The sequence below is a fragment of the Desulfovibrio sp. SGI.133 genome (assembly GCF_050313955.1).
In the GTDB taxonomy this organism is placed as follows: domain Bacteria; phylum Desulfobacterota; class Desulfovibrionia; order Desulfovibrionales; family Desulfovibrionaceae; genus Desulfovibrio.
On the sequence record NZ_JBNPMK010000001.1, the window covers coordinates 461,200 to 484,508 of the forward strand.

At 64.6% G+C, this 23,309-nt stretch carries 14 protein-coding genes and 1 tRNA gene; 6 read left to right on the forward strand and 9 right to left on the reverse strand.

The features are described from left to right. The first annotated feature begins 366 nt into the window (after nucleotides 1-366). The 6 genes from ACQRBR_RS02190 to ACQRBR_RS02215 all read left to right on the forward strand — a co-directional run bounded on the left by ACQRBR_RS02190 (nucleotide 367) and on the right by ACQRBR_RS02215 (nucleotide 11,033). Entirely contained in the window at nucleotides 367-1,575 is a 1,209-nt protein-coding gene (locus ACQRBR_RS02190; protein WP_304020505.1) for an ammonium transporter, read from the forward strand. Nucleotides 1,576-1,621: 46 nt separating this feature from the next. Then, the gene (locus ACQRBR_RS02195; protein WP_427812193.1) at nucleotides 1,622-1,957 is read left to right on the forward strand and encodes a P-II family nitrogen regulator; all 336 of its coding nucleotides are present in this window, start codon (nucleotides 1,622-1,624) and stop codon (nucleotides 1,955-1,957) included. A 111-nt stretch (nucleotides 1,958-2,068) separates the two neighbouring features. Beyond that, nucleotides 2,069-4,225: a glutamine synthetase III gene (locus ACQRBR_RS02200; RefSeq protein ID WP_427812194.1), complete on the forward strand. Its 2,157-nt coding sequence runs from the start codon at nucleotides 2,069-2,071 to the stop codon at nucleotides 4,223-4,225. 97 nt (nucleotides 4,226-4,322) lie between these two features. After that, nucleotides 4,323-8,903 (forward strand): glutamate synthase large subunit, encoded by a 4,581-nt coding sequence (gene gltB / locus ACQRBR_RS02205; RefSeq protein ID WP_427812195.1) that lies wholly within the window; start codon nucleotides 4,323-4,325, stop codon nucleotides 8,901-8,903. Then, entirely contained in the window at nucleotides 8,896-9,795 is a 900-nt protein-coding gene (gene dapF, locus ACQRBR_RS02210) for a diaminopimelate epimerase (protein ID WP_427812196.1), read from the forward strand. The genes gltB and dapF overlap by 8 nt, the downstream gene beginning before the upstream one ends. 2 nt (nucleotides 9,796-9,797) lie before the next feature. Continuing rightward, on the forward strand, nucleotides 9,798-11,033 hold the full coding sequence (locus tag ACQRBR_RS02215; protein WP_427812197.1) for an LL-diaminopimelate aminotransferase: 1,236 nt from the start codon (nucleotides 9,798-9,800) through the stop codon (nucleotides 11,031-11,033). A 259-nt stretch (nucleotides 11,034-11,292) separates the two neighbouring features. On the opposite strand, the gene ACQRBR_RS02220 is transcribed toward ACQRBR_RS02215, so the two are convergent. The 9 genes from ACQRBR_RS02220 to mfd all read right to left on the reverse strand — a co-directional run bounded on the left by ACQRBR_RS02220 (nucleotide 11,293) and on the right by mfd (nucleotide 23,234). Further along, a complete protein-coding gene (locus ACQRBR_RS02220) occupies nucleotides 11,293-12,960 on the reverse strand; it encodes a sigma-54 interaction domain-containing protein (RefSeq protein ID WP_303878431.1) in 1,668 nt (555 codons plus the stop codon). Nucleotides 12,961-13,278: 318 nt separating this feature from the next. Next, a tRNA-Arg gene (locus tag ACQRBR_RS02225) sits at nucleotides 13,279-13,355 on the reverse strand. Nucleotides 13,356-13,423: 68 nt separating this feature from the next. Continuing rightward, nucleotides 13,424-13,693, reverse strand: a complete 270-nt coding sequence (rpsT, locus tag ACQRBR_RS02230; RefSeq protein ID WP_006004646.1) for a 30S ribosomal protein S20 — start codon at nucleotides 13,691-13,693, stop codon at nucleotides 13,424-13,426. Between the two features lie 144 nt (nucleotides 13,694-13,837). Continuing rightward, a complete protein-coding gene (gene glyS / locus ACQRBR_RS02235; protein WP_427812198.1) occupies nucleotides 13,838-15,928 on the reverse strand; it encodes a glycine--tRNA ligase subunit beta in 2,091 nt (696 codons plus the stop codon). Between the two features lie 3 nt (nucleotides 15,929-15,931). Then, complete coding sequence (glyQ, locus tag ACQRBR_RS02240) at nucleotides 15,932-16,810, reverse strand: glycine--tRNA ligase subunit alpha (RefSeq protein WP_006004641.1); 879 nt, start codon at nucleotides 16,808-16,810, stop codon at nucleotides 15,932-15,934. A gap of 116 nt (nucleotides 16,811-16,926) precedes the next feature. After that, on the reverse strand, nucleotides 16,927-17,679 hold the full coding sequence (recO, locus tag ACQRBR_RS02245) for a DNA repair protein RecO (protein ID WP_427812199.1): 753 nt from the start codon (nucleotides 17,677-17,679) through the stop codon (nucleotides 16,927-16,929). Next, entirely contained in the window at nucleotides 17,679-18,683 is a 1,005-nt protein-coding gene (locus tag ACQRBR_RS02250) for a helix-turn-helix domain-containing protein (protein ID WP_427812200.1), read from the reverse strand. Before ACQRBR_RS02250 ends, recO begins: the two co-directional genes overlap by 1 nt. Nucleotides 18,684-18,758: 75 nt before the next feature. Continuing rightward, the gene (locus tag ACQRBR_RS02255; protein ID WP_303878413.1) at nucleotides 18,759-19,697 is read right to left on the reverse strand and encodes a SurA N-terminal domain-containing protein; all 939 of its coding nucleotides are present in this window, start codon (nucleotides 19,695-19,697) and stop codon (nucleotides 18,759-18,761) included. An 81-nt stretch (nucleotides 19,698-19,778) separates the two neighbouring features. Next, entirely contained in the window at nucleotides 19,779-23,234 is a 3,456-nt protein-coding gene (gene mfd, locus ACQRBR_RS02260; protein ID WP_427812201.1) for a transcription-repair coupling factor, read from the reverse strand. Nucleotides 23,235-23,309 lie beyond the last annotated feature (75 nt).

Sequence of the window (23,309 nt, forward strand, 5' to 3'; positions counted from 1 at the left end):
CTTGGTAGAAAAATAAAAATATCTACATATCTAGTTGATTTATAAAGACTATCAATCTCAAATTCTGTTTGTGCCGCAAAGCGCATGTTCATGCATCCGGCATATTTCTACTATTTGGTAGAAATATGCCTTTCCCAATGATTCTTTTTCTCCTGCATTATGGTGCTTTTTCGTTAAATATAAATTTTTTATAAGTCATTTTAATATATTACCTCAACAAACCTTCCTCATATCTGCTTCTGGCACAGGGATTGCTTTGTCCTGTGACGTCTGCCGCTGCTCGCTGTCTGAGAAAACGGCAATCATGTTTTCCGCAGTGCACAGGCCCGATACCTGTCGCACCGCCAGACCACAGGAAGGTTTTCCATGAATCCTGCAGACACCGCGTTCATCATCCTTTGCGCCACGTTCGTCATGCTCATGACTCCGGCCCTGGCCTTGTTCTACGGCGGGCTTGTCCGGTCGAAAAACATCCTCTCCACGTGCATGCACAGCTATGCCGCGCTGGGGATGGTCTCCATCCTCTGGGCCCTGTTCGGTTACTCCCTTGCTTTCAGCGGCGATATCTCCGGCCTTATCGGCAACCTTGACCATGTGTTCCTCATAGGTGTGGGAGGCGAAGCCAACGGCCCCGCAGCCAACCTGCCGCACAATGTCTTCATGGCGTTCCAGTGCATGTTCGCGGCTCTTACCGTGGCGCTCATTTCCGGTGCCTATGCCGAACGCATCCGCTTCTCGGCCATGCTGGTCTTTTCCGCACTCTGGACGGTCTTTGTCTATTGCCCCATGGCGCACTGGGTCTGGGGCGGCGGCTGGATGGCCAAGCTGGGCGCCGTGGACTTTGCCGGTGGTGCCGTGGTGCACATGGCTTCCGCCGCGGCGGCCCTGGCCTGCGCCCATGCGGTGGGCCCCCGTACTGATCTCGGCAAGACGCCCATGATCCCCAACAACCTGCCCATGACGCTCTTTGGCGGCGGCCTGCTCTGGTTCGGCTGGTTTGGCTTCAATGCTGGCAGCGCCCTGGCTGCCAACGCCCTTGCGGGACACGCCCTGGTCACCACCCACCTGGCCACGGCCGCCGGCATCTTCGGCTGGATGCTCCTTGAATACCTGCGCTTCGGCAAGGCCACGACCCTGGGTGCCATCTCCGGTGCGCTGGCGGGCCTCGTCTCCATCACGCCCGCAGCCGGTTTCGTGGGAGCCATGCCCGCCCTGGTCATCGGCTTTGCCGGCGGCATGATTTGCTACGGCGGCATCCTGCTCAAGAACCGTCTGGGCTATGACGATGCCCTCGACGTGGTGGGCATCCACGGTGTGGGCGGAACCTGGGGGGCCTTTGCCACCGGCCTGTTCGCCTCGGCCAGCATCAACGGCGTCAACGGTCTGTTCTACGGCAACCCGTGGCAGCTCGTGGTCCAGGTCATCTCCATCGTCGCCACCTGGAGCTTCGTGTACCTGGTCAGCCGCATCCTGCTGAAGCTGACGGATTCCCTGGTGGGCCTGCGTGTGGATCCCGCCTCCGAAATCCGGGGCCTGGACCTTAGCCTGCACAACGAACGCGGCTACACCCTGTAACTGTCGAGACCTCTCCACCTGCTGTCAGGAATATCTGGAGCCCATCATGAAAAAGCTCGAAATCATCATCCGTCCGTCCAAGTTCGAAGAAGTGAAGCAGCAGCTGGCCGCCATCGGCATCCACGGCATGAACTACAGCGAAGTGCGCGGCTTCGGCCGCCAGCACGGGCATACGGAAGTCTATCGCGGCACCACCTACGCCGTGGACTGCCTGCCCAAGATCAAGATCGAGATCGTGGTCCATGACGAAGCGCTGGAAAAGGTGCTGCAGGCGATCGACGTGGCCCGCACCGGCGAGATCGGCGACGGCAAGATCTTCATCTACGACGTGCTGGATGCCATCCGTATCCGTACCGGTGAGCGCGGCCCCGCCGCCCTGTAAGGATCCGCTGCCCAAAGTTTTTCCGTTTTCCTCCCCATCAGGCCTGCCGCGAAAGGTCTCACCCTCTCCCCTTTCCGGCGGGCCTGAAAAAAGAGTTCCAAGGAGTCCCTCATGAACGCCCGTACCGACGCCATCCGGCAGATCGCCCAGAGCCATCCGGACCACCAGCCCCCCGCCACCGAGATCGACACCATCTTCGGTTGTGACGTCTTCTCCCTCGACATCCTGCAAAAGCGCCTGCCCAAGCCCGTGTTCCGCATGCTGAAGGCCACCATCGCCCGCGGCGAACGCCTTGACCCGGACATCGCGGATACCGTGGCCTGCGCCATGAAGGACTGGGCCATCAGCAAGGGCGCCACGCACTACACCCACTGGTTCCAGCCCATGACCGGCCTGACGGCCGAAAAGCACGACGCCTTCCTGACCCCCACCGGCGAAGGCCGCGTCATCAACGAATTCTCGGGCAAGATGCTCATCTGCGGCGAGCCTGATGCCTCCTCCTTCCCGTCCGGCGGTCTGCGCTCCACCTTCGAGGCCCGCGGCTACACGGCCTGGGATCCCACGGTCCCTGCCTTCATCATCGGCCGCACCCTGCATGTACCCACCCTGTTCTACAGCTATTCGGGCGAGGCCCTGGACCGCAAGATCCCGCTCATGCGTTCCATCTCCGCCCTTTCCCGGCAGGCCCTGCGCATCCTGCGCCTGTTTGGCAACGATACGGCCACCTTCGTGCGCCCCAGTGTGGGACCGGAACAGGAATACTTCCTTGTCGACCGCCGTCTGGCCGCCCTGCGCCCCGACCTGCTGCTGGCGGGCCGCACGCTGATGGGCACCCCGCCCGCCAAGGGCCAGGAGATGGAAGACCACTACTTCGGCTCCATCCCGGCGCGCGTCATGGCCTTCATGCAGGATGTGGAGGACGCCCTGTTCCGCCTCGGCATCCCGGCCAAGACCCGGCATAACGAGGTGGCCCCCGGTCAGTTCGAGATCGCGCCCATCTACGAGGATGCCAATATCGCCACTGACCACAACATGCTCATCATGAATCTGCTGCACGAGATCGCGCCGCGGCATGACTTCATCTGCCTGCTCCACGAAAAGCCCTTTGCCGGCGTCAACGGCAGCGGCAAGCACAACAACTGGTCCATCAGCGATTCCGAGGGCAACAACCTGCTCGATCCCGGCAAGACTCCGCTGGACAATGCCCAGTTCCTCGTCTTCCTGGCCGCCGTGCTGCGGGCCGTGCACAAGCACAGCGCCGCCCTGCGTCTGGGTACGGTGGGTGCGGGCAACGATCACCGTCTGGGCGCCAACGAAGCCCCGCCGGCCATCATCTCCGTCTATCTGGGCGACATGCTGACCGACGTCATCGACACCATCATGAACGGTGTGACCCACAAGCCCGGCCGCACCAGCATGGAGATCGGCGTTTCCTCCCTGCCGCCCCTGCCCGTTGATCTTTCCGACCGCAACCGCACCAGCCCCTTTGCCTTCACCGGCAACAAGTTCGAATTCCGGGCCGTGGGTTCCTCCCAGTCCATCGCACCGGTGAACATCGCCCTGAACACGGCCATGGCCTGCGCCCTGGACGACATCGCCACCGAGCTGGAAGCCACTGTGGGTTCCGGCACGAGCCTCAACGCCGCCCTGCAGGAGCTGCTGCCCCGCCTGTTCCGGGAACATCAGGCCGTGGTCTTCAACGGCAACGGGTATTCGGAGGAATGGCCCGTGGAGGCGGCCCGTCGCGGCCTGCCCAACCTGGCCACCACCGTGGATGCCCTGGAACGCTACAACACGCCTGAAGTCATGGACGTGTTCCTGCGCCAGAACGTGCTTTCCGAACGCGAGATGCTGGCCCGGCAGGAGATCCTGCTGGACACCTACGCCAAGACCATCGCCATCGAAGCCTCGCTCATGCTGGACATGTCCCGCACGCAGATCCTGCCCGTCGCCCTGCAGGAGCAGGCCGCTGCCGCCGACCTGGTGCTCAAGACCCGGGCCGTCAGCACCGAGGCCGCCATGGAAGAAGAGCGCTTCACCTGCCTGCGCGGCCATACCGTGGGCCTGAACGGTGCCCTTTCCGCCTTGGAACAGCAGCTCGCCACGCTGCGTGCCGCTGCGGACGCCCACACGGCCGCCCGTATCGCCCGTGACGGCGTGGTCCCTGCCATGCAGGCCTGCCGCGAACACTGCGACGCCCTGGAGCGCATGCTCAATGCCGCCGTCTGGCCGCTGCCCTCCTATGCGGAGATGCTCTGGCTGCACTGATCCCCGAACTTGTCCCTTTGTCTCCCCGGGCCGGGCATGACCATCCCCGCCCGGGGACATTTTCCCTCCACTCCCCCAGCCTTCCCAGGAGTGACATATGAACGGTCTTTTCGATCCCCGCCGGGAGCATGATGCCTGCGGTGTGGGTTTTGTTGCCTATCTGGACGGTCAGAGCCGTCATGACGTGATGCACATGGCCCTGGGTGCCATGACCCGCATGGCCCATCGCGGCGGCGGTGACGGCAGGAACGGTGACGGCGCCGGCATCCTCTTCCCCCTGCCGCGCGACTTTTTCCTGCGCCAGTGGCCCGCGTTGTCGGTGTGCGCCGCCCCCTGGGCCGTGGCCCAGCTTTTCCTGCCCCGGGATGCGGCGCTGCGGTCACTGTGCCTGCAGCGCTTCCGTGAGATCTTCACGGCCTGCGGCCTGCGCGTGGAAGACGAGCGCGACGTCCCTGTACGCGAAGACGTGCTGGCTCCCGCCGCCCGCCAGACCATGCCCGGCTTTTTGCAGCTGCTCGTCCTGCCGGATACCAGCTCCCCCGAAGCCGCCGAGCTCCATGATCCCGAAGCCCTTGAACGCCGCCTGTTCCTTGCCCGGCACATGGCCGAGAACCTGATCTGGAAGGAACTGCGCCGGCAGGGACAGGACACCCGCCTGTTCTATGTGGCCAGCTGCTCCTGCCGGAGCATCGTCTACAAGGGCATGCTCCCCGGCTCCCGGCTGGGCGAGTTCTATACCGATCTGACGGACGAGGACTGCGCCGCGCCTTTTGCCGTGTTCCACGAACGTTTTTCCACCAACACCCTGCCTTCGTGGCCCCTGGCCCAGCCCTTCCGCCTGGCCGCTCATAACGGCGAGATCAACACCCTGCGCGGCAACGCGGCCCACATGGGCGTGCGTGAGGCCGTACTTTCCTCGCCCCTGCTGGGGGCACATCTGAAGGACGCCCTGCCGGTCATCAATCCCGACACTTCTGATTCCGGGACCCTGGACAACGTGCTGGAGCTGCTGGTCCGCGCGGGCTACACCCTGCCCCACGCCCTGATGATGATGGTCCCCGAACCCTTCGGGCCCACCTTCGTCATGGGCGACAACAAGCGCGCCTTCTATGAATATCACTCGTCCCTCATGGAGCCCTGGGACGGACCCACCTGCCTCGTCTTCACCGACGGCTGGCGGCGCGTGGGCGCCATGCTCGACCGCAACGGCCTGCGCCCCTGCCGCTGGAGCGTCTCCCGGGACGGCCTGATGGTACTCGGCTCGGAAAGCGGCCTTGTGGACGTACCTGAAGAGGACATCATCCAGCGCGGCCAGCTCCAGCCCCGGCGCATGATCCTGGCGGACGTGGAACACCACCGCATCGCGCCTGATGCGGAGATCAAGGGGCAGGTCATCCGCTCCCAGCCCTGGCGCCGCTGGCTCCAGAAGCACGCCGTGCGCCTTGAGACCCTGAACGGCATGGGCGAAGAAAGCGATGCCGCGCACGCCCTGCCGCCCCTGGAACGCCGCCTGCGTCAGGCCGGTTGCGACAGCGGCTGGCAGCGTCAGGTCCTCGTGCCCATGGCCGAGAACGCCCAGGAGCCCGTCTGCTCCATGGGGACGGACAAGCCCCTGCCCTGCCTCAGCGACGAGCCGCAATCCCTGTTCCGCTGGTTCAAGCAGCGCTTCGCCCAGGTGACCAACCCGCCCATCGACCCCTATCGGGAACAGCTGTCCATGTCGCTTATGGGCCATGCCGGGCGTGCGGGCAACATCCTGGAACCGGGCCCCGAAAGCTGCGCTGTCCTGCGCCTGCCCCATCCTTTCCTCACCACGGACGACATGCGCCGGATCCGGGCCTCGCGGCGTCCCGCCGTCCGGGCCGTCACCCTTGACGCCACCTTCCCGGCCCACGGCGACGGAGAAGCCCTGCGCGCGGCCCTCGAGCGCCTGTTCGCTGACGCCGAGACTGCCATCGCCCAAGGGGCCACCATCCTGGTGGTGAGCGATGCGGCCATGACGGCGGACAAGGCGCCCATCCCCGCCCTGCTGGCCTGCGCGGGCCTGCACCATCATCTTATCCGTGCCGGACTTCGCCATGCCTGCGGCATCATCGCGGAAAGCGGCGAAGCCTGCGAGGTCATCCACATGGCGCAGCTCATCGGCTACGGCGTCAATGCCGTCTGCCCGCACGCGGCCCTGGATGCCGTCCGCCGCATGGCCCGGGAAGGCCGCCTGAGCACGGACGCCGGCCCTCTTGACGAAGAAGACGCCCAAGAACGCTATATCAACGCCCTGAAGAAGGGCCTGCTCAAGGCTTTTGCCCGTCTGGGCATCTCCACCCTGCGATCCTTCCGCGGCTCGCAGCCCTTCGAGGCCCTGGGGCTGTCACAGGATGTCATCGACCGTTATTTCACGGGCACACCCTGCTCCATCAGCGGCATCGGTCTGGAGACCCTGGCCCGCGATGCCGCCCTGCGTCACGCGCAGGCCTGGGACGATGCCGATACCACCGCTGCCGCCCCTGCGGCGCGTCTCTGGAGCCCCCGTACCGTGCGCACCCTGCATACGGCCGTTAATGAAGACACGGACGGACAGGCTCCCTCCCCGGCCTGGCAGACCTTCTCCAGCCTTTGCAACGAACAGGAAGCCCAGGGCTTCACGCTGCGCTCCCTGCTGGAGATCGCACCCGACCCGGCCCGCGCCCCCGTCCCTCTGGACGAGGTGGAGCCGGAAGAGGCCATCCTGCGGCACTTCGTCGGTGCGGCCATCTCCTATGGCGCCATCAGTGACGAAGCCCACCGCACCCTGGCCGAAGGCTGCAATGCCTGCGGCGTGCCCTCCAACTGCGGTGAAGGCGGCGAGGATCCGGCCCGCAACACGCCCCGGACGGACGCGGACGGACGCCGCCATGACGCACGCTCCCGCATCCGCCAGATCGCTTCGGGCCGCTTTGGCGTCACGGCGGAATATCTTGCCCATGCGGAAGAGATCCAGATCAAGGCGGCCCAGGGTGCCAAGCCCGGTGAAGGCGGCCAGTTGCCCGCCTACAAGGTCACGGTGGACATCGCCCGCGTCCGTGCCACCATGCCCGGGGTCTCCCTGGTATCCCCGCCGCCGCATCACGACATCTACTCCATCGAGGATCTGGCACAGCTCATCTACGACCTCCGTCACCTCAATCCTTCGGCCCGCATCTCCGTCAAGCTGGTGGCCGAAAGCGGTGTCGGGACCATCGCGGTGGGTGTGGCCAAGGCCGGTGCGGACTGCGTGGTCATCTCCGGCCATGACGGCGGCACCGGTGCCAGCCCTCATTCCGCCATCCACTATGTGGGCCTGCCGTGGGAATCCGGTCTGGCCGAGGCGCATCAGGCGCTGGTGACCTGCGGCATGCGCCGGCGGGTGTCCCTCCAGACCGACGGTCTGCTGCGCACCGGGCGCGACGTGCTCGTGGCCGCCCTGCTGGGTGCCGAGGAATTCGCCTTCGGGACGGCGCTGATGGTCAGCATGGGCTGCGTCATGTGCCGCAACTGCATGAAGGGCCGCTGCCCGGCGGGCATCGCCACCCAGGATGAAAAGCTGCGTGCTCGCTTCAAGGGCCGCCCCGAACATGTGGAACGCTTCCTGCGCCTGCTGGCCGGGGATGTGCGCCGCGAACTGGCCGCCCTGGGCTTCCGCTCCCTGAACGAAGCCGTCGGCCATGCCGATCTGCTGGCACAGCGTGCGGACATCACGGGCCGGGCGGCTTCCCTCGACCTCTCGCGCCTGCTCTGGACGCCTGACGCGGCCTGCGAACACCATGCCGGGGGCTTCCCCCGTGTCTGCGAACCTACGGCCCTGGAACAGGACCTCGATCAGGCCGCCGAACCCGTGCTGGCGGGCCGGTGCGACCATCTGCGCATCGAGCGGACCATCCGCAATGTGGACCGTGCCGTGGGCGCGCGCCTTTCCGGAAGCATCGTCCTGCGCCACGGGGCCGCTGGTCTGCCCCAGGACAGCCTGCACCTCCACTTCCACGGTCAGGCCGGGCAAAGCCTCGGGGCCTTCCTGGCCCCCGGCGTGACCCTTGAGGTGGAAGGCAGCGTCAATGACTACGCGGGCAAGGGCCTTGCCGGCGGCACCATCGTTGTCCACCCCGATGCCGGGGCCCGCTTCGTGGCGGCGGAACAGGCCGTGGCCGGCAACGTGGCTCTGTACGGCGCCACCGCCGGGGAGGCCTACTTCTGCGGCCAGGCCGGGGAACGTTTTGCCGTCCGCAACTCCGGTGCCTGTGCCGTGGTGGAAGGTGTGGGCGACCACGGCTGCGAATACATGACCGGCGGTACCGTCGTCGTACTGGGACGCACCGGCTACAACTTCGCCGCAGGCATGAGCGGCGGCACGGCCTTCGTCTACGATCTGGACGAGCATTTCCAGAACCGCTGCAACATCGAGAGCGTGGATCTGGAGTCCGTCTGGCAGGAAGAGGATCAGGCCCTGCTGCGCCGCCTAGTGGAACGGCACGCGGCCTGCACCGGCAGCGCCAAGGCCGCATCCCTGCTGGCCAACTGGGATGCCGCCCTGCCGCTCTTCGTCAAGGTCATGCCGCTGGATTACAAGAACGTGCTCCGCCGTCAGGCGGAAGCCGCCCACGACGCGGAGACCGCCTCCGCCACCGAAGAAGTGTTCCATGCACGAGGAGAGAACGACCATGCGTAAGATCGCCTTCACCAAGATGGAAGGCTGCGGCAACGATTACGTCTATCTTGACGGATTTTCGGAAGATCTGCGGCTTGCGGAAGGGGACATCCCCTCGCTGGCCCGTGCCGTCAGCGACAGGCATTACGGGGTGGGCTCCGACGGGCTGGTGCTTATCCTGCCGCCCACCTCACCGGACAGTGCCGACCTGCGCATGCGCATGTTCAATGCCGACGGCAGCGAAGCCGAGATGTGCGGCAACGCTTCCCGCTGCGTGGGACGCTTTGCCTGGGAACATGCCCTGACCGACAGGTCCGTCATCCGGCTGGAGACCCTGGCCGGGGTCAAGCTCCTGCAACGAGTGGACGATGCCGGGGGCTGCCCCTCCCGTGTCTGTGTGGACATGGGCACACCGGAACTGGCCCGGCAGCGCATCCCCGTCCGCCCCGACACGGCATCGGATCCCGAAAGCCCGTGCATCGCCCAGCCCATTCGGGTGCTGGATCGAGAATGGACCGTGACCTGCGTGTCCATGGGCAATCCTCATGCCGTGGTCTTCGTGGACGATGTGGACAATCTGGATCTGCCTGTGGTGGGCCCGGCCTTCGAACACCACCCCTGGTTCCCCAGCCGCACCAATACCGAATTCGTGCAGCTCATGGACGCGGGACATGTACGCATGCGCGTCTGGGAACGGGGCGCCGGAGAGACCCTGGCCTGCGGCACCGGCGCCTGTGCCGTGGCCGTGGCCTGCCATCTGACCGGCCGTACGGGAAGGGAAGTGGCGGTGCAGTTGCGCGGCGGCACGCTGGACATCCGCTGGGATGAACGGACGGGACACGTCCTGATGACCGGCCCGGCCCGCACCGTTTTTTCTGGAGAATACAGCCCTGCCCAGGGACAGGAGGACTAGCCATGATCCGCAGCAACGAACATTACGCCGGACTGCCCGGCGCCTATCTTTTCGCCACGGTGGCCGCCAGGGTCCGCGCGCACCGGGAACAGCATCCCACCCTGCCCGTCATCAGCCTGGGCATCGGCGACGTGACCCGCCCCCTGCCGCCCGCCGTCATCACGGCCCTGCATTCGGCAGTGGACGAGATGGCCTCGTCCGCCTCCTTCAAGGGGTACGGCCCGGAACAGGGGTATGATTTCCTGCGCGAAGCCATCGCCGCGCATGACTACCGGGCCCACGGTGTGCAGATGGACGCCGCGGACATCTTCATCAGCGACGGTTCCAAGTGCGACGTGGCCAACATCCAGGAACTGTTCTCCCTGTCCTGCCGCGTGGCGGTCACCGACCCCGTCTATCCCGTCTATGTGGATTCCAATGCCATGGCAGGCCGCGCGGGCCGGTGGACGGGCGAGCGCTGGAGCGACCTCATCTATCTGCCCTGCACGGAAGCCAACGGCTTCGTTCCGGACTTTCCCGACGCGGTGCCCGACATCATCTATCTTTGCTATCCCAACAATCCCACGGGCACGGTGCTGCACAGGGATGCCCTGGCTGCCTGGGTGGACTATGCCCGCCGCCACGGGGCCCTCATCATCTATGATGCGGCCTACGAAGCCTTCATCAAGGATACGGACAGCGAGGTGCCGCACAGCATCTTCGAGATCCCCGGCGCCGAAGAAGTGGCCGTGGAATGCCGCTCCTTCTCCAAGACGGCGGGATTCACGGGCCTGCGCTGCGCCTTCACCACCATCCCGGCCGCGGTGACCATCCCCGGCCCGGACGGTTCCCGCGTCCGTCTGCAGGACATGTGGAAGCGCCGCCAGAGCACCAAGTACAACGGCTGCCCCTACATCGTGCAGCGTGCCGCCGAGGCCGTCTACAGCCCGGAAGGACAGGAACAGGTCCGCGCCACTATCGCGGCCTACATGGCCAATGCGGCCCGCATCCGCTCCGGCATCGAAGGCATGGGGCTTTCCTGCTACGGCGGCATCCATGCCCCCTATATCTGGGTAAAGACGCCTGACGGCATGGATTCCTGGGAGTTCTTCGACCTTCTGCTCTCCCGTACTTCCCTGGTCTGCACCCCCGGTGCGGGCTTTGGACCCAGCGGCGAAGGTTATGTGCGCTTCACCGCCTTCGGCAGTGAGGAGGATACCACCGAGGCCCTGGAACGTTTGCAGGGACTGAGCTTATAAATCTCATTCGGGGGTGGGCCTTGCCAGCAAAGCGGCAGGGCCCATCCGCCACACTTTTGTCTTCTTTTGGAAGGACAGACACTCTTTTCCCCAAGGGCATACCGGAGCGCGGGGAAGGCACGAAGCGCTCCCTTATGCATAAGGCCCGCCAGAGCATGACTCCGGCGGGCCTTTTTTGTGCTGTACCAGGCAAAGAGCGGACGCTGCGGCCATCAACCATGGATGAGGGCGCCCTGCCTTTCCCAAGCAAATCCTTGCATCAGTGCTGGCGGAAATCCTTGTAGCTGATGCCATGTTTCTTCATACGCAGGGCCATGACGCGCTCCGTGAGCCCCAGGGCCTGGGCCGCATGCCCCATGTGCCCCTTGTGCCGGGCAAGGGCATCGGTGATGCAGGCGCGCTCCAGCTCGTCGAGACGATCCTGCAAGGTGCCGGAGGCCGTATAGGGCTCCACAGGTCCCTTGTGCGCCTCAGGGCCGAACGGACAATGCGTACTGTGCAGTTCACGCGGCAGATGCTGGGGCAGGATCAGGCCATCCTGACCGACCAGGAGCACGGCCCGCTCCATGACGTTCTCCAGCTCACGGATATTGCCGGGCCAGGAATAGCGTTGCAGCATGTCCATGACGGCCAGCGAGATGCGGATACCGGAGCGTCCGTTGGCCGCAGCGTACTTGTCCACGAAATAGGCCGCCAGCGGCTGGATGTCGTTCTGCCGTTCGCGCAGGGGCGGCATGTGGATGGGGAACACATTCAGGCGGTAATAGAGGTCGCGGCGGAACGTGCCCTCCTCCACCATGCGGGCCAGGTCCCTGTTGGTGGCCGTGATGATGCGCACGTCCACGGACAGGCTCTCCGTACCGCCCAGGCGCTCGAAACAGCGCTCCTGCAGGACACGCAGCAGCTTGGCCTGCGTCAGCAGGGAAAGTTCCCCCACTTCATCAAGAAAGAGCGTCCCGCCATCCGCCAGCTCGAAGCGGCCCTTGCGTATGCCCGAAGCACCGGTAAAGGCTCCCTTCTCATGGCCGAACAGTTCGCTTTCGATGAGGTTTTCCGGCAAGGCCGCACAGTTCAGCGAGATGAACGGCCCCTTGCTCCGCTTGCCGGCGGAATGAATGGCATGAGCGGCCAGCTCCTTGCCTGTGCCGCTCTCGCCGTACAGCAGCACCGTCGTCGTGGAAGGCGCCACCTGCGAGATCTGTTCATAGACAAGGCGCATGGCATCGGAATTGCCGACAAAACCGTGCGGGCGCAACGGCGCGGACAGAGCGTTGCGCAGGCGCATGTTCTCTTCGATGGCCGCGACACGCTCGTCCATGACGTTCTGACGCGCTCTGGCCGCATGGGCGATCATGGACGCGATGATGGTCAGGATGCGCTCGTCCTCTTCCAGTGTCACGGCATCCGCAAAGACCCGGTCCACGGAAAGGGCGCCCAGGACCTCGTCCTCGAACTTGATGGGCACACAGATGAAGGCGATGGTATCCTTTTGCAGGTCACGGGAACGGGTACGGTTCAAAAAGATGGGGCTGGCCGAAACATTGGAAACGACCATGGGCTGGCCGCTCTGGATGACGCGTCCCGTGACGCCCTCGCCCAGCGCATAATGACCCCGTCGCTGTTCGGCGGGATTCAGGCCGTGGGCCACCTCAATACGGATCTCGCCGGTATGGGGAGACACAAGGGTGATCATGCCCCGCATCATGTGCAGGTGCTGCGCCATCAGAGAGAGCGTCGCCTCCAGGCTGTGGCTGATGTCGCGGGAATGGTCGATGACCTGGGAAAGGTCGAACAGCAGCCGCAGCTCGCTGACCGTTTCGCGTACGCGCTGCCGGTGCGGCGGCAGTACAGGAGAGGTGGAGGGAGCCGCCCCTTCCTGATCAGGGGCGGAAGGATCCGTCGATGGCGTCTCTTGGTGTCGTTTCATGCGCAGGGCTCCCCTTTCCGGCTGCCTGCGGACATCCCGGCACGCCTCCAGCTCTTGGAGATCGGCCATCTCTCCTTTCCCGGCATCTCGGCCACCGGAAACGGCAGGCGAAACAGGATACCCAAGGGGCCTGCGCTCCATGTCATGAAAAAGGACACACCGAAGCCATGCGGGAAAGAGGTCCGTACCGGGAATGATGCGGCAGTACGGGCAGAGCCCCGAAAGATACCGGCCCGTGGCATCCCGGGGCCCTGAAACAAGGCATTGAGAATACAAAAAAAGCGGCCAGCCATAATAGCTAACCGCTTATTTTTGTGATGGTGCGCCCGAAGAGATTCGAACTCCTGGCCTACAGGTTCGTAGCCTGTTGCTCTATCCAGCTGAGCTACGAGCGCATGTTTGAAATATTACGTTACCCGGCCGTGTCCGTCAAGCAAAAATGACGGTGGCCGGTGCAGCCGCACTACTGAGCGTCGATAGCGTTGACGGCGCGAGACAGGCGGGACAGCTTGCGGGCAGCCTTCTTCCAGTGCATGGCGCCCTTGCCGGCAGCCTTGGCCAGCACGGAAGCGGCAACAGTCAGAGCGCTGCTGGCCTGTTCCTTGTCGTTGCCGGTGATGGCGGCGCGCACAGCCTTGACGGCGTTCTTCACGCGGGTACGGGCAGCGCGGTTGCGGGCGGCGTGTTTCAGGCTCTGCTTATGACGCTTGATGGCAGACTTATGGTTAGCCACGGTATTCCTCCGATATTTTGGCCTGCAATGCAGGTATAGTGCCTTCGTGTGAAGACGGATTTTTAGCAGAGCATGGCATATCTGTCAAGCTCTGCGGCCATATTGGCGCATTTTCATGCAAGGGGCAGTGCCCCTTGCCACATTTTAGATCTGCAGGGCGGCAAAATCCGCCAGCCGAGCAAACCGGGTGCCCAGGGCATTGAGCATGGCCAGGCGGTTGGCGCGCAGCGCCGCATCATCGCACATGACCATGACGCCGTCGAAGAAGGCATCCACCACAGGACGGACTTCCAGCAGCGTTTTGAGGGCGGCGGTATGGTCACCGGCCTCCCACAGGCTGTCCAGACGCGGCAGCAGATCGTCCAGCGTGGCGGCCAGGGCCTTTTCGGCATCTTCCTGCAGCAGGTCAGCCTGCCAGGCAGCGGCAAGCTGTTCAGCCGCGCCCTGCTTGCGGACGATGTTGGCCACACGCTTGAAGGTCTGCACGGCCTCGGCATAGCCGGCTTCCTTGCTGAACTGGGCAAGGGCGGCCAGACGGGCGCCGCACTGGCAGACATCAGCCACACCGGCGCCCAGAGCGGCATCCACCAGCAGGCTGTCTTCGCCACGGTTCTGCCAGTAATTGCGCACACGGCCCGCAAAGAAGTCCAGCAGCTTGTCCAGGGCTTCCTGCGGAGCCAGCTTCCACTGGCGGTCACCATAGAGTTCGTGAGCACGGGCGAACAGCTGACGGATGTCGAAGTGCAGGTCGAACTCCAGAGCGATACGGATGATGCCCAGAGCGCAACGGCGCAGGGCATTGGGGTCGGCAGCGCCGGTGGGGATCATGCCCAGGCCGAAGCAGCCCACCAGGGTATCGGCCTTGTCGGCCATGGACAGCAGCGCGCCGCACAGGCTGGCAGGCACGGGGCTGTCGGGACCGGCAGGCAGATACTGCTCGCGCAGGGCCTGGGCCACCACCGGGGTCTCGCCTTTGCGCTCGGCGTAGATGCCGCCCATGATGCCCTGCAGGGTATCGAACTCGCCCACCATGCCGGTCACCAGGTCGGCCTTGGACAGACGCCCGGCACGGGCGGCGTCCTCGGCGCTGACCTTGCCCTGGGCCACGTTCTCGGCCAACCAGCGGCACAGGGCTTCCAGACGGCGGGTCTTTTCGCCCATGGTGCCCAGACGGCCGATGAAGATGACGTGATCCAGCTTTTCCAGCCAGTAGTCGAAATTGTCGCGCAGGTCGGCATGCCAGAAGAAACGGGCGTCTTCCAGGCGGGCACGCAGCACGCGTTCCCAGCCGTGCTTGACCAGGCTCATGTCCTCGGGGGAGATGTTGAGCACGGTCAGGAAGTGCGGCATCAGGGTACCGTCGGCAGCCTCGATACCAAAGCTCTTCTGATGGCTTTCCATGCTGGTGAGCAGCACTTCGCGGGGCACTTCCAGATAGGAAGGATCGAAGTCGGCCAGCAGGGGCACGGGATGTTCGGTCAGGCCCTGCACCTCGTCCAGCAGGCCGTCACGCCACAGCACCTTGCCGCCGATGGCGGCAGCCTGGGCGTCACCGCCTTCCACGATGACCTTGCGACGGTCGGCGGCATCGGGCGTCAGGCCGCCCTTTTCCGCCAGCACGGCCAGCAGCTCATTGGCATGGGCCACGCTGAAGGGACCATGACCGTGGATGCGGTGGCCCATGGTCTCGCGACCGGAAGCCACGGGGCCCACGGTGAAGGGCACCACGGCGTCATCCAGCAGGGCCACGATCCAGCGCAGCGGACGGGCATAGGCCAGGGTATTGCTGCCCCAGCGCATGCGCTTGCCGAACGGCAGGGAGGTGATGACGGCGGGGCAGATCTCGGCCAGCAGATCGGCAACGGCAGCGCCGCCGATGCGTTTGCGCACGGCCACGTATTCGCCCTTTTCGGTGGTGATGCGGTACACATCGTCCACGCTCACGCCGTTGGTGCGGGCAAAGCCTTCCAGTGCCTTGGTGGGCTTGCCGTCAGCGGCAAAGGCCACGCGCACCGGCGGGCCGGCCACTTCTTCCTCGCGCTCCTGCTGCACGGGGTTCACGTCCTCGATGATGACGATGGCACGACGCGGCGTGCTCATGGTACGCAGGGCGCCGTGTTCCACACTGGCTTCCTGCAGGGCCGCCGTAAAACGGGCGGCCAGTTCGGCTTCTTCGCCGGCCAAAAAACGGGCAGGCAGTTCTTCGCTGCCAATTTCAAGCACAAAGGTCGCCATGCCTTACCTCGCCTCGGTGTTGAGCATCGGATACCCCAGCTCTTCACGCTGGGCCACATACAGTTTGGCCACGCCTGCAGCCAGAGCGCGCACACGGCCGATATAGCCGGCGCGCTCCGTGATGGAGATGGCGCCGCGCGCATCCAGCAGGTTGAAGGTGTGGGAACATTTGAGGCAGTAGTCATAGGCGGGCCAGGGCAGGTTCTGCTCCAGCATGGCCTTGCACTGGCCTTCAAAATCATTGAAATGACGCAGCAGCATCTCGGGGTTGCTGGCCTCGAAATTGTGCTTGGACTGCTCCACTTCGTTCTGGTGGTAGATGTGGCCGTAGGTCACGTTCTTGTTCCACTTCAGGTCGTAGACGGATTCCACGCCCTGCAGATACATGGTCAGACGTTCCAGACCATAGGTCAGTTCCACGCTGATGGGATGCAGGTCGATGCCGCCCACCTGCTGGAAGTAGGTGAACTGGCTCACTTCCATACCGTTGAGCCACACTTCCCAGCCCAGGCCCCAGGCGCCCAAGGTGGGCGATTCCCAGTCGTCTTCCACAAAGCGGATATCGTGCTGGGCGGGATTGATGCCCAGGGCGTTCAGGCTTTCCAGATACAGTTCCTGCACATTGGCAGGAGAAGGCTTCATGATGACCTGGAACTGGAAGTAGCGCTGCAGGCGGTTGGGATTTTCCCCGTAGCGGCCGTCAGTGGGACGACGGCTGGGTTCCACATAGGCCACGCTCCAGGGTTCGGGGCCCAGCACGCGCAGGAAGGTGTTGGGGTTGAACGTCCCCGCCCCGCATTCCACGCCTGAAGGCTGTTCCACGACACAGCCCTGCTCCGCCCAGTAGCGTTGCAGGGTAAGGATGACATCCTGAAAATACATGTGCAGTCCTTTTTTAACACATTTCGGCACGACGCGACGCTCGCGTCAGCTACGGCGCCGCCAGTCCGACGCGTCCCCTTCGTTCGTCTTTTGTCCCGCAGACGGGACGGGCAGACTCAAACCCGACGAAAATAATTTCCTTCCCAGGCCAGCCCCAGATGGTACTGGACAAAACCATCGATGGCCCGGGCACAGGCCCGCCGCACCGGGGGCGGCAGCTCGCCGTCCGGCCACCCGGACGGGAAACTTTGCTGTACATGGCGCAGAAGGTCAAGCCCCTGTGCGGGGACCTCTACGCCATAACGCTCCAGTTCGAAGCGGCTGCTGCGACAGGAGGAACAGCGCAGCTGGCCTTCATCGACCACAAAGAGCGCGTCCTCGCTGATGGTCCGGCCGCAGCGGCCGCACTGCCCCAGGTTGGGGGCAAAGCCCAGGGCCCCGGCCAGACGCAGGCGAAAATACAGGGGCAGGAGCACGGGCGGGGCTTTTTCCGCCTCCAGCACCGCGCGCAGATCCTCCACCAGCAGGAAGGCTTCCGTCGCGGCATCCTCCCCTACGCCCATGGCTTCCACAAAGCGCAGGCAGTTGGCCGCCAGCCCCATGCGCTGCCAGTTGTGGCGCAGCAGGCGCGGGCCCTGCAGCAGAGCCGCCTCCTCAAGATTGAGGAAACGTCCGTCCTTTGAAGAACGGACCCGGCACTGCAGGCTGTTCAGCACATCCAGGCAGCCGCAAAAGCGTCGCCTGCTGCGGCTGCCGCCAAAGGCGAACAGCGTCAGCAGGCCATGCTCACGACACAACAGCTTGAGCCAGAGGTCCGACTCACGAAAGGCCCCCATGCGCAGCACGAGGGCCTGGTCGGTCCATTCCATCAGTTGGCGGCAGGGGGGAAGACCAGGGTCTTCACCTGACCGGCCTGACCGGGAGCCGGCAGTTCCGCCCCGTCATACGAGACCTGGACGCCACCGGCGTTACCCAGCTTTACTTCCAAAGTTTTGGCAAATTCCAGGGTGATGATGTCGCCCTTGCGCACCGAGAACTGGCGCACTTCCCCGTCCACAGTGGCCCGCATCCAGCATTCGCCGATACCGGTCACGACCACACGGTGCATGCCCGCAGGCAGGGACGGATCCTGGGCGGCCGTATCCTGGACCGTGGCGGCATTGGCCGTCTGGCCCCAGGTCAGCTCCGCAGGCCGGGTATCCATCATGCCCGTGTATGCGGGCGCGGCACTGCGTTCAGGCTGCACGGTACCGGGCACAGGAGCCACACCACCGGCGGGAGCAGCCGTACCGCTATTGCTCTGGGGGGCAGGGGCAGCCTGACCGCCGGCCGGAGCAGATGCCGCAGGTGCGGCAGGCGTTGTTGCAGCCGGGGCCGGGGCTACCGGCTCAGGCGCAGGAGCCACGGCCGCGGGCTCCGCGGTCGGCAGGCTCTGTTCCTTACCACCGGTCAAATCCTTGAACACACCCCGCTGCCACAGCATCCAGCCGCCACCGGCCAGCGCCACCACCAGGATGAGCAGGATGAAGACACGCAGCCAGCCGGCGATGCCTTGGCGGGCACCGTGACGCAAGATGGCGGGATTGCTGCGCAGGTCCTCGTCGCCCCCCATGACGGTGCATTCCGTGGCCGCCGCGGGCTGCAGGGCGTGCGCCACTTCCGCCACGGCTTCGGGATCCAGGGCCATGTACGAGGCATAGGCCCGCAAAAAGCCCTTGGTATAGGCAGGATGGGGCAAGGCGGAAAGATCCCCGCTCTCCAGGGCCTGGATGAGCCGCGTGCTGATCTTCAGGTGGGCGGCCACATCATCAAGGCTCAGGCCACGGCGTTCGCGCTCCGCGCACAGCGCCGCACCCAGTTCTTCAAAAGTCATGCAAACCTCGATACGGGGAAAGCGGGTATCTGCCGACCGGGTCTCCCCGTCTGGTTCCGGCCGGAAGGCTGTGTCTTACAGACGAATATCGATGACGGCCTTGCTGCGCAGCTGCTGGGAGTATTCGTCAAAACGCTCCATGGCCTTGGGCTGGCGCAGAATATTGTCGATGACGGGCCGGGCTTCCTCAAAGGTCATGGGACGGCCGGGGCCGCTCTGTCCGGGACGGAACAGATGCACCTGGGCCTTGTGGCCCTGCACGGTGAAGATGTCGGTCACATCGCCGGGCTTCATCTTGTTCAGGCGGGTCTCCCACTCGGGATTGAGACGTCCCCACTCCACCGGGCCCATGTCACCGCCCTTTTCGCGATTGGGGGCGATGGAATACTTGCGGGCGGCCTCTTCGAACGAAAGGGCACCGGAAGCGATCTGCGCCGCGATGCTCTTAGCATTGACGTTGGGATTGTAGACGATCAGCCCCATATGCAGACCGTTGCGGTCATACATGGTATCCTTGTGCTTTTCATAGTAGGCACGGATCTCGTCATCGGTCACCACCACGCGGCGGCCAACCTCGGCCCCCATGACGCGCTGGCGCAACATGTTGGTCTTCAGGTTCTTGCGCAGCTCATCCACGCTCATGCCCTGCTTTTTCAGCTCGGCTTCGAACTGGGCACGGTTCAGGCGGCGCATCTTCATCATCTTAGTCAGTTCCTGATCGATCTCGCTGTCGGAAACCGTGATGCTCAGGCGCTTGGCTTCCTGTTCCAGCAGGATGTCCATAATCATGGAATCCAGTACCTTGCGGAAGACCACATTGACCTTGTCGGCCTGCTTGGGGTCATTGGGATTGAGACGGGCACGCCCCAGTTCAGGCAGCGCGGCCTTCTGCAGGTCGAACATGGTGATGACCTGGCCGTTGACCACCGCGGCAATTTTGTTGAGCTGGGCAGCCTGGGCCGTGCAGGCCAGGCAAAGCCATGCCATCAGGATCAGAAGGGCAGATTTTTTCAAGGCAAATTCTCCCGTTATGCGCATAGGCTGTAGTAGCAGCCGAAAATAGCCAATATTTCCCTCTTTGGCAATCGCCGCGGCCTAGGCCGCGCCGCCCGGGGCTTCCGGTGTGCGGATGTTTTCCAGGGCCTGCCGCAGCCCCTGTAACCCCTGGGCAAAATCCTTGTCTGCCGGCAGGGGCAGCATGAGCGACGCCGGCGGCAGCATCCGGGCACCTTTCATGGAAGCCACCAGCTGCAGGATGCGCTCCGGTTGCACGGCGGTCTGGCCGTCGCCCCACACCAGGCGGACATGATCCAGATAGATGTCCGCACGCTGAACCTGCAAATGGCTCAGGAACTGCTTGAAGTCGAGCACGGCGATGAAGTTGACCAATTCCTGCGGGAAGCTGCCGAAACGGTCGCGCATGGAAAGGGCCACTTCCTCGCGGGCCGCACCGCTGGTGGCCGACGTAAGCGCCTTGTAGCAACGCAGGCGCTCCCGGCCATCCTCGATGTAGGACTGGGGGATATGGGCAGGCAGACCGAGGTTGAGCTCGGTCTCCACGTCCTGGGTGACGGGCGTGCCTTTGAGGCGGGCCACAGCCTCTTCCAGCATCTCCAGATACAGGTCGAGCCCCACCCGGCCCATATGGCCGGACTGCACCTCGCCCAGAATGTTGCCCGCCCCGCGCAGACGCAGGTCTTCCATGGCCACCTGAAAACCGGCGCCCAGATAGTCCATATCCATGATGATGCGCAATCGCTCCTCGGCCACTTCGCTCAGGTGCTCCGTATCGGGCACCACGAAGAAGGCGTAGGCCTGACGGTCACTGCGGCCCACCCGGCCCCGCAGCTGATAGAGCTGGCCAAGGCCGAAGAGCTGAGCCTGGTCCACCACCAGGGTATTGGCGCGGGGAAAGTCCAGGCCCGACTCGACGATGGCCGTACAGACCAGTACATCCAGCTCGCCGTGCCAGAACTTGTGCATGTTGTTTTCCAGCTCGCTTTCCGACATCTGGCCATGCGCCATGCCTACCCGGGCGGTAGGCACCAGCTTGCGCACATATTCGGCCACGCGCTCCAGGCCCTGGACACGGTTGTAGACCCAGAAGACCTGCCCCTCTCGCGCCAGCTCGCGTTCCAGGACCGTGCGCAGGGTGGCATCGTCACGCCGCAGCACGGCCGTGGCCACAGGCTTGCGGTCCTGCGGCGCGGTCTCGATGACGGAAAGATCGCGGATGCCGGACATGGAAAGTTGCAGGGTGCGCGGGATGGGCGTGGCCGTCAGGGTCAGCACGTCCACGTTCTTTTTCAAGGCCTTGAGCTTTTCCTTGTGCCGCACGCCGAAGCGCTGCTCCTCGTCCAGGATGAGCAGGGAAAGATTGGGCAGGGACACGTCCGACGACAACAGGCGGTGCGTGCCCAGCAGGATGTCGATCTGCCCCTCGGCCGCGGCCTTGAGGACTTCCTTTTGCCGGGCACGGGGCACGAAACGGCTCAGCAGGCCCACCGTGACCGGGAAACCGGCCAGACGGGCCCGGAAGGTCTGGTAATGCTGCTCGGCCAGCACCGTGGTGGGACACAGCAGGGCCACCTGACGCCCCTCGCTGGCCGCGCGGAAGGCGGCGCGCAGGGCCACCTCGGTCTTGCCGAAGCCCACGTCACCACAGACCAGGCGGTCCATGGGCTCGGACTTGTCCATGTCGGACAAAACGTCCTCGATGGCCCGGGCCTGGTCCGGGGTCTCCTCAAAACCGAAGGTCGCCTCGAATTCGTGGTACAGCTCACCCGGCGGATCGTAGCGGAAGCCCTTGGCTACCTTGCGGTAGGCGTACATCTCCACCAGGTCGGCCGCGATTTTCTCAATAGCCTTGCGGACCTTCTCCTTGCCGGAACTCCAGCTGGCGCCGCCCAGACGATCCAGGGCCGGTTCCGCGCCCTCTCCGCCCTTGAAGCGCTGGATGAGCCCCAGACGGTCCACCGGCACATAGAGCCTGTCCTGCCCGGAGTATTCCACCAGCAAGAAGTCGTTGCCCTGCCCTCCCTGCACCAGATGGTGCAGACCGGCAAAGCGGCCGATGCCGTAATCCCGGTGGACGAGCAGATCCCCGGCCTTGAGGTCATCGAAACTGTCCAGTCCCTTGAACGCACGCGAGGAGGCGCGAGCCTTCTTTTCCGCACGCGGATAGAGGATGTCCTCGCCCAGCACGAGCACATCGTCCCAGACCAGCTCCGCACCCGAACGCCAGGGGGACACCAGGGCGAACAGTCCGCGCTGTTCCGGCGCATACCGCAAGGCAGGTGTGATGCCTTCCTGCTCGGCCAGTTTGAGGAACTTGGCCCGGCTGCGCTGCGAGGAGAAGCTCAGCACCACCTGACGGCGCCGGTTCTGCCATTCCTTCAGACCGGCAGACAGATGCTGCCACGGCCGGTCGGCCGCGCCGGGGACGGGAAAAAGATCCGTAAAGGCATGGAGCGGACGTTCCTGGACGTCGTCCCCCACGGCGTCCACGCCCATGACCAGGGGCTCCAGATAAAAACGGCGGGCCTTTTCCCAGGGCAGATCCTGCAGACTGCCGCACAGGCACAGGGCGGACGGCTGCGGCAGGGGCGCATCTTCTTCCAGCTGGTCGCGCAGCTGCATGGCCGTCCCGTGCAGGGCCGCATCGCAGTCCGCCTGTCCGGGCAGAAACCAGAGCGGCTCCTCGGGCAGCCAGTCCGCGATGGTGCTGGCCTTTTCGTGCACCACGCCCGGCAGCAGGCCCAGACCGCCGGCATCCAGGGTCTTCTTGAAGGTGTAGCAGTCGTTCTCGCTGATGCGCGCCCCGGCGAACAGGGCATCCATGCGTTTGCGGGCCGCGGCCAAGCCTTGCGCGTCCAGCACGAAAGGCAGGGCCGGCAGCAGGGTCATCTCGTCCAGGTTCTGCAGAGAGCGCTGGCTCTCGGCATCGAACAGGCGCAGCTCTTCCAGCGTATCGCCGAAAAACTCCATGCGCACAGGACGCGGATAGCCGGACGGGAAGATATCGAAAATGTCGCCGCGCCGGGCCATCTGCCCCGGCCGGGTCACCAGGGGAACACGTTCGTACCCCCACTCCACGGCCTGATCGAGGATCAGCTCCGGGGGATAGTCGCTGCCTCGCGTCAGATCGAGCGTGTGCTCGGCAAAAAAATCGCGGGGCACATGGCGCAGCAGCAGCGCTTCCGTGCTCAGGATGAGGCAGCGGGGCCCGCCCTGGGCAAGGCCGTACAGGGCCGCCAGCCGTCCTGCCCACGAATCCCGGTCACGACGCAGCAAAAGACCGGCGGGAAGCGCGGCAAAGGGCAGTTTCCAGGCAGGGACATCAGGGGCCATGTCCGCCAGGGAAAGCGAAGGAGAAAAAAGGGTCAGCAGTGCGCGCGCCGCCGTGTATTCCTCACGGTCGCGCACCAGGATGACGCTGCTGCGTCCCTGGGCCAGCGCGGCGCAGGCAAGACGGCAACAGGACGCCATGCCGCTGCGCTGCCAGTGTCGGGCCTCGGCCGGCCCTGAAAGCAGGGAAAGGATATCTGCCATACTGTCCGCCGGAAAAGCAAAAACGACGCCACCAACGACGCCGAATCCTGGGAAAGGGTTCAAAAAAGGCGGCCC

What these genes read in the sequence shown, in the direction of transcription:
- ACQRBR_RS02190 (WP_304020505.1), top strand. Translation starts at nt 367, where the DNA reads ATGAATCCTGCAGACACCGCGTTCATCATCCTTTGCGCCACGTTCGTC.
- ACQRBR_RS02195 (WP_427812193.1), top strand. Translation starts at nt 1,622, where the DNA reads ATGAAAAAGCTCGAAATCATCATCCGTCCGTCCAAGTTCGAAGAAGTG.
- ACQRBR_RS02200 (WP_427812194.1), top strand. Translation starts at nt 2,069, where the DNA reads ATGAACGCCCGTACCGACGCCATCCGGCAGATCGCCCAGAGCCATCCG.
- gltB (WP_427812195.1), top strand. Translation starts at nt 4,323, where the DNA reads ATGAACGGTCTTTTCGATCCCCGCCGGGAGCATGATGCCTGCGGTGTG.
- dapF (WP_427812196.1), top strand. Translation starts at nt 8,896, where the DNA reads ATGCGTAAGATCGCCTTCACCAAGATGGAAGGCTGCGGCAACGATTAC.
- ACQRBR_RS02215 (WP_427812197.1), top strand. Translation starts at nt 9,798, where the DNA reads ATGATCCGCAGCAACGAACATTACGCCGGACTGCCCGGCGCCTATCTT.
- ACQRBR_RS02220 (WP_303878431.1), bottom strand. Translation starts at nt 12,960, where the DNA reads ATGAAACGACACCAAGAGACGCCATCGACGGATCCTTCCGCCCCTGAT.
- glyS (WP_427812198.1), bottom strand. Translation starts at nt 15,928, where the DNA reads ATGGCGACCTTTGTGCTTGAAATTGGCAGCGAAGAACTGCCTGCCCGT.
- glyQ (WP_006004641.1), bottom strand. Translation starts at nt 16,810, where the DNA reads ATGTATTTTCAGGATGTCATCCTTACCCTGCAACGCTACTGGGCGGAG.
- recO (WP_427812199.1), bottom strand. Translation starts at nt 17,679, where the DNA reads ATGGAATGGACCGACCAGGCCCTCGTGCTGCGCATGGGGGCCTTTCGT.
- ACQRBR_RS02250 (WP_427812200.1), bottom strand. Translation starts at nt 18,683, where the DNA reads ATGACTTTTGAAGAACTGGGTGCGGCGCTGTGCGCGGAGCGCGAACGC.
- mfd (WP_427812201.1), bottom strand. Translation starts at nt 23,234, where the DNA reads ATGGCAGATATCCTTTCCCTGCTTTCAGGGCCGGCCGAGGCCCGACAC.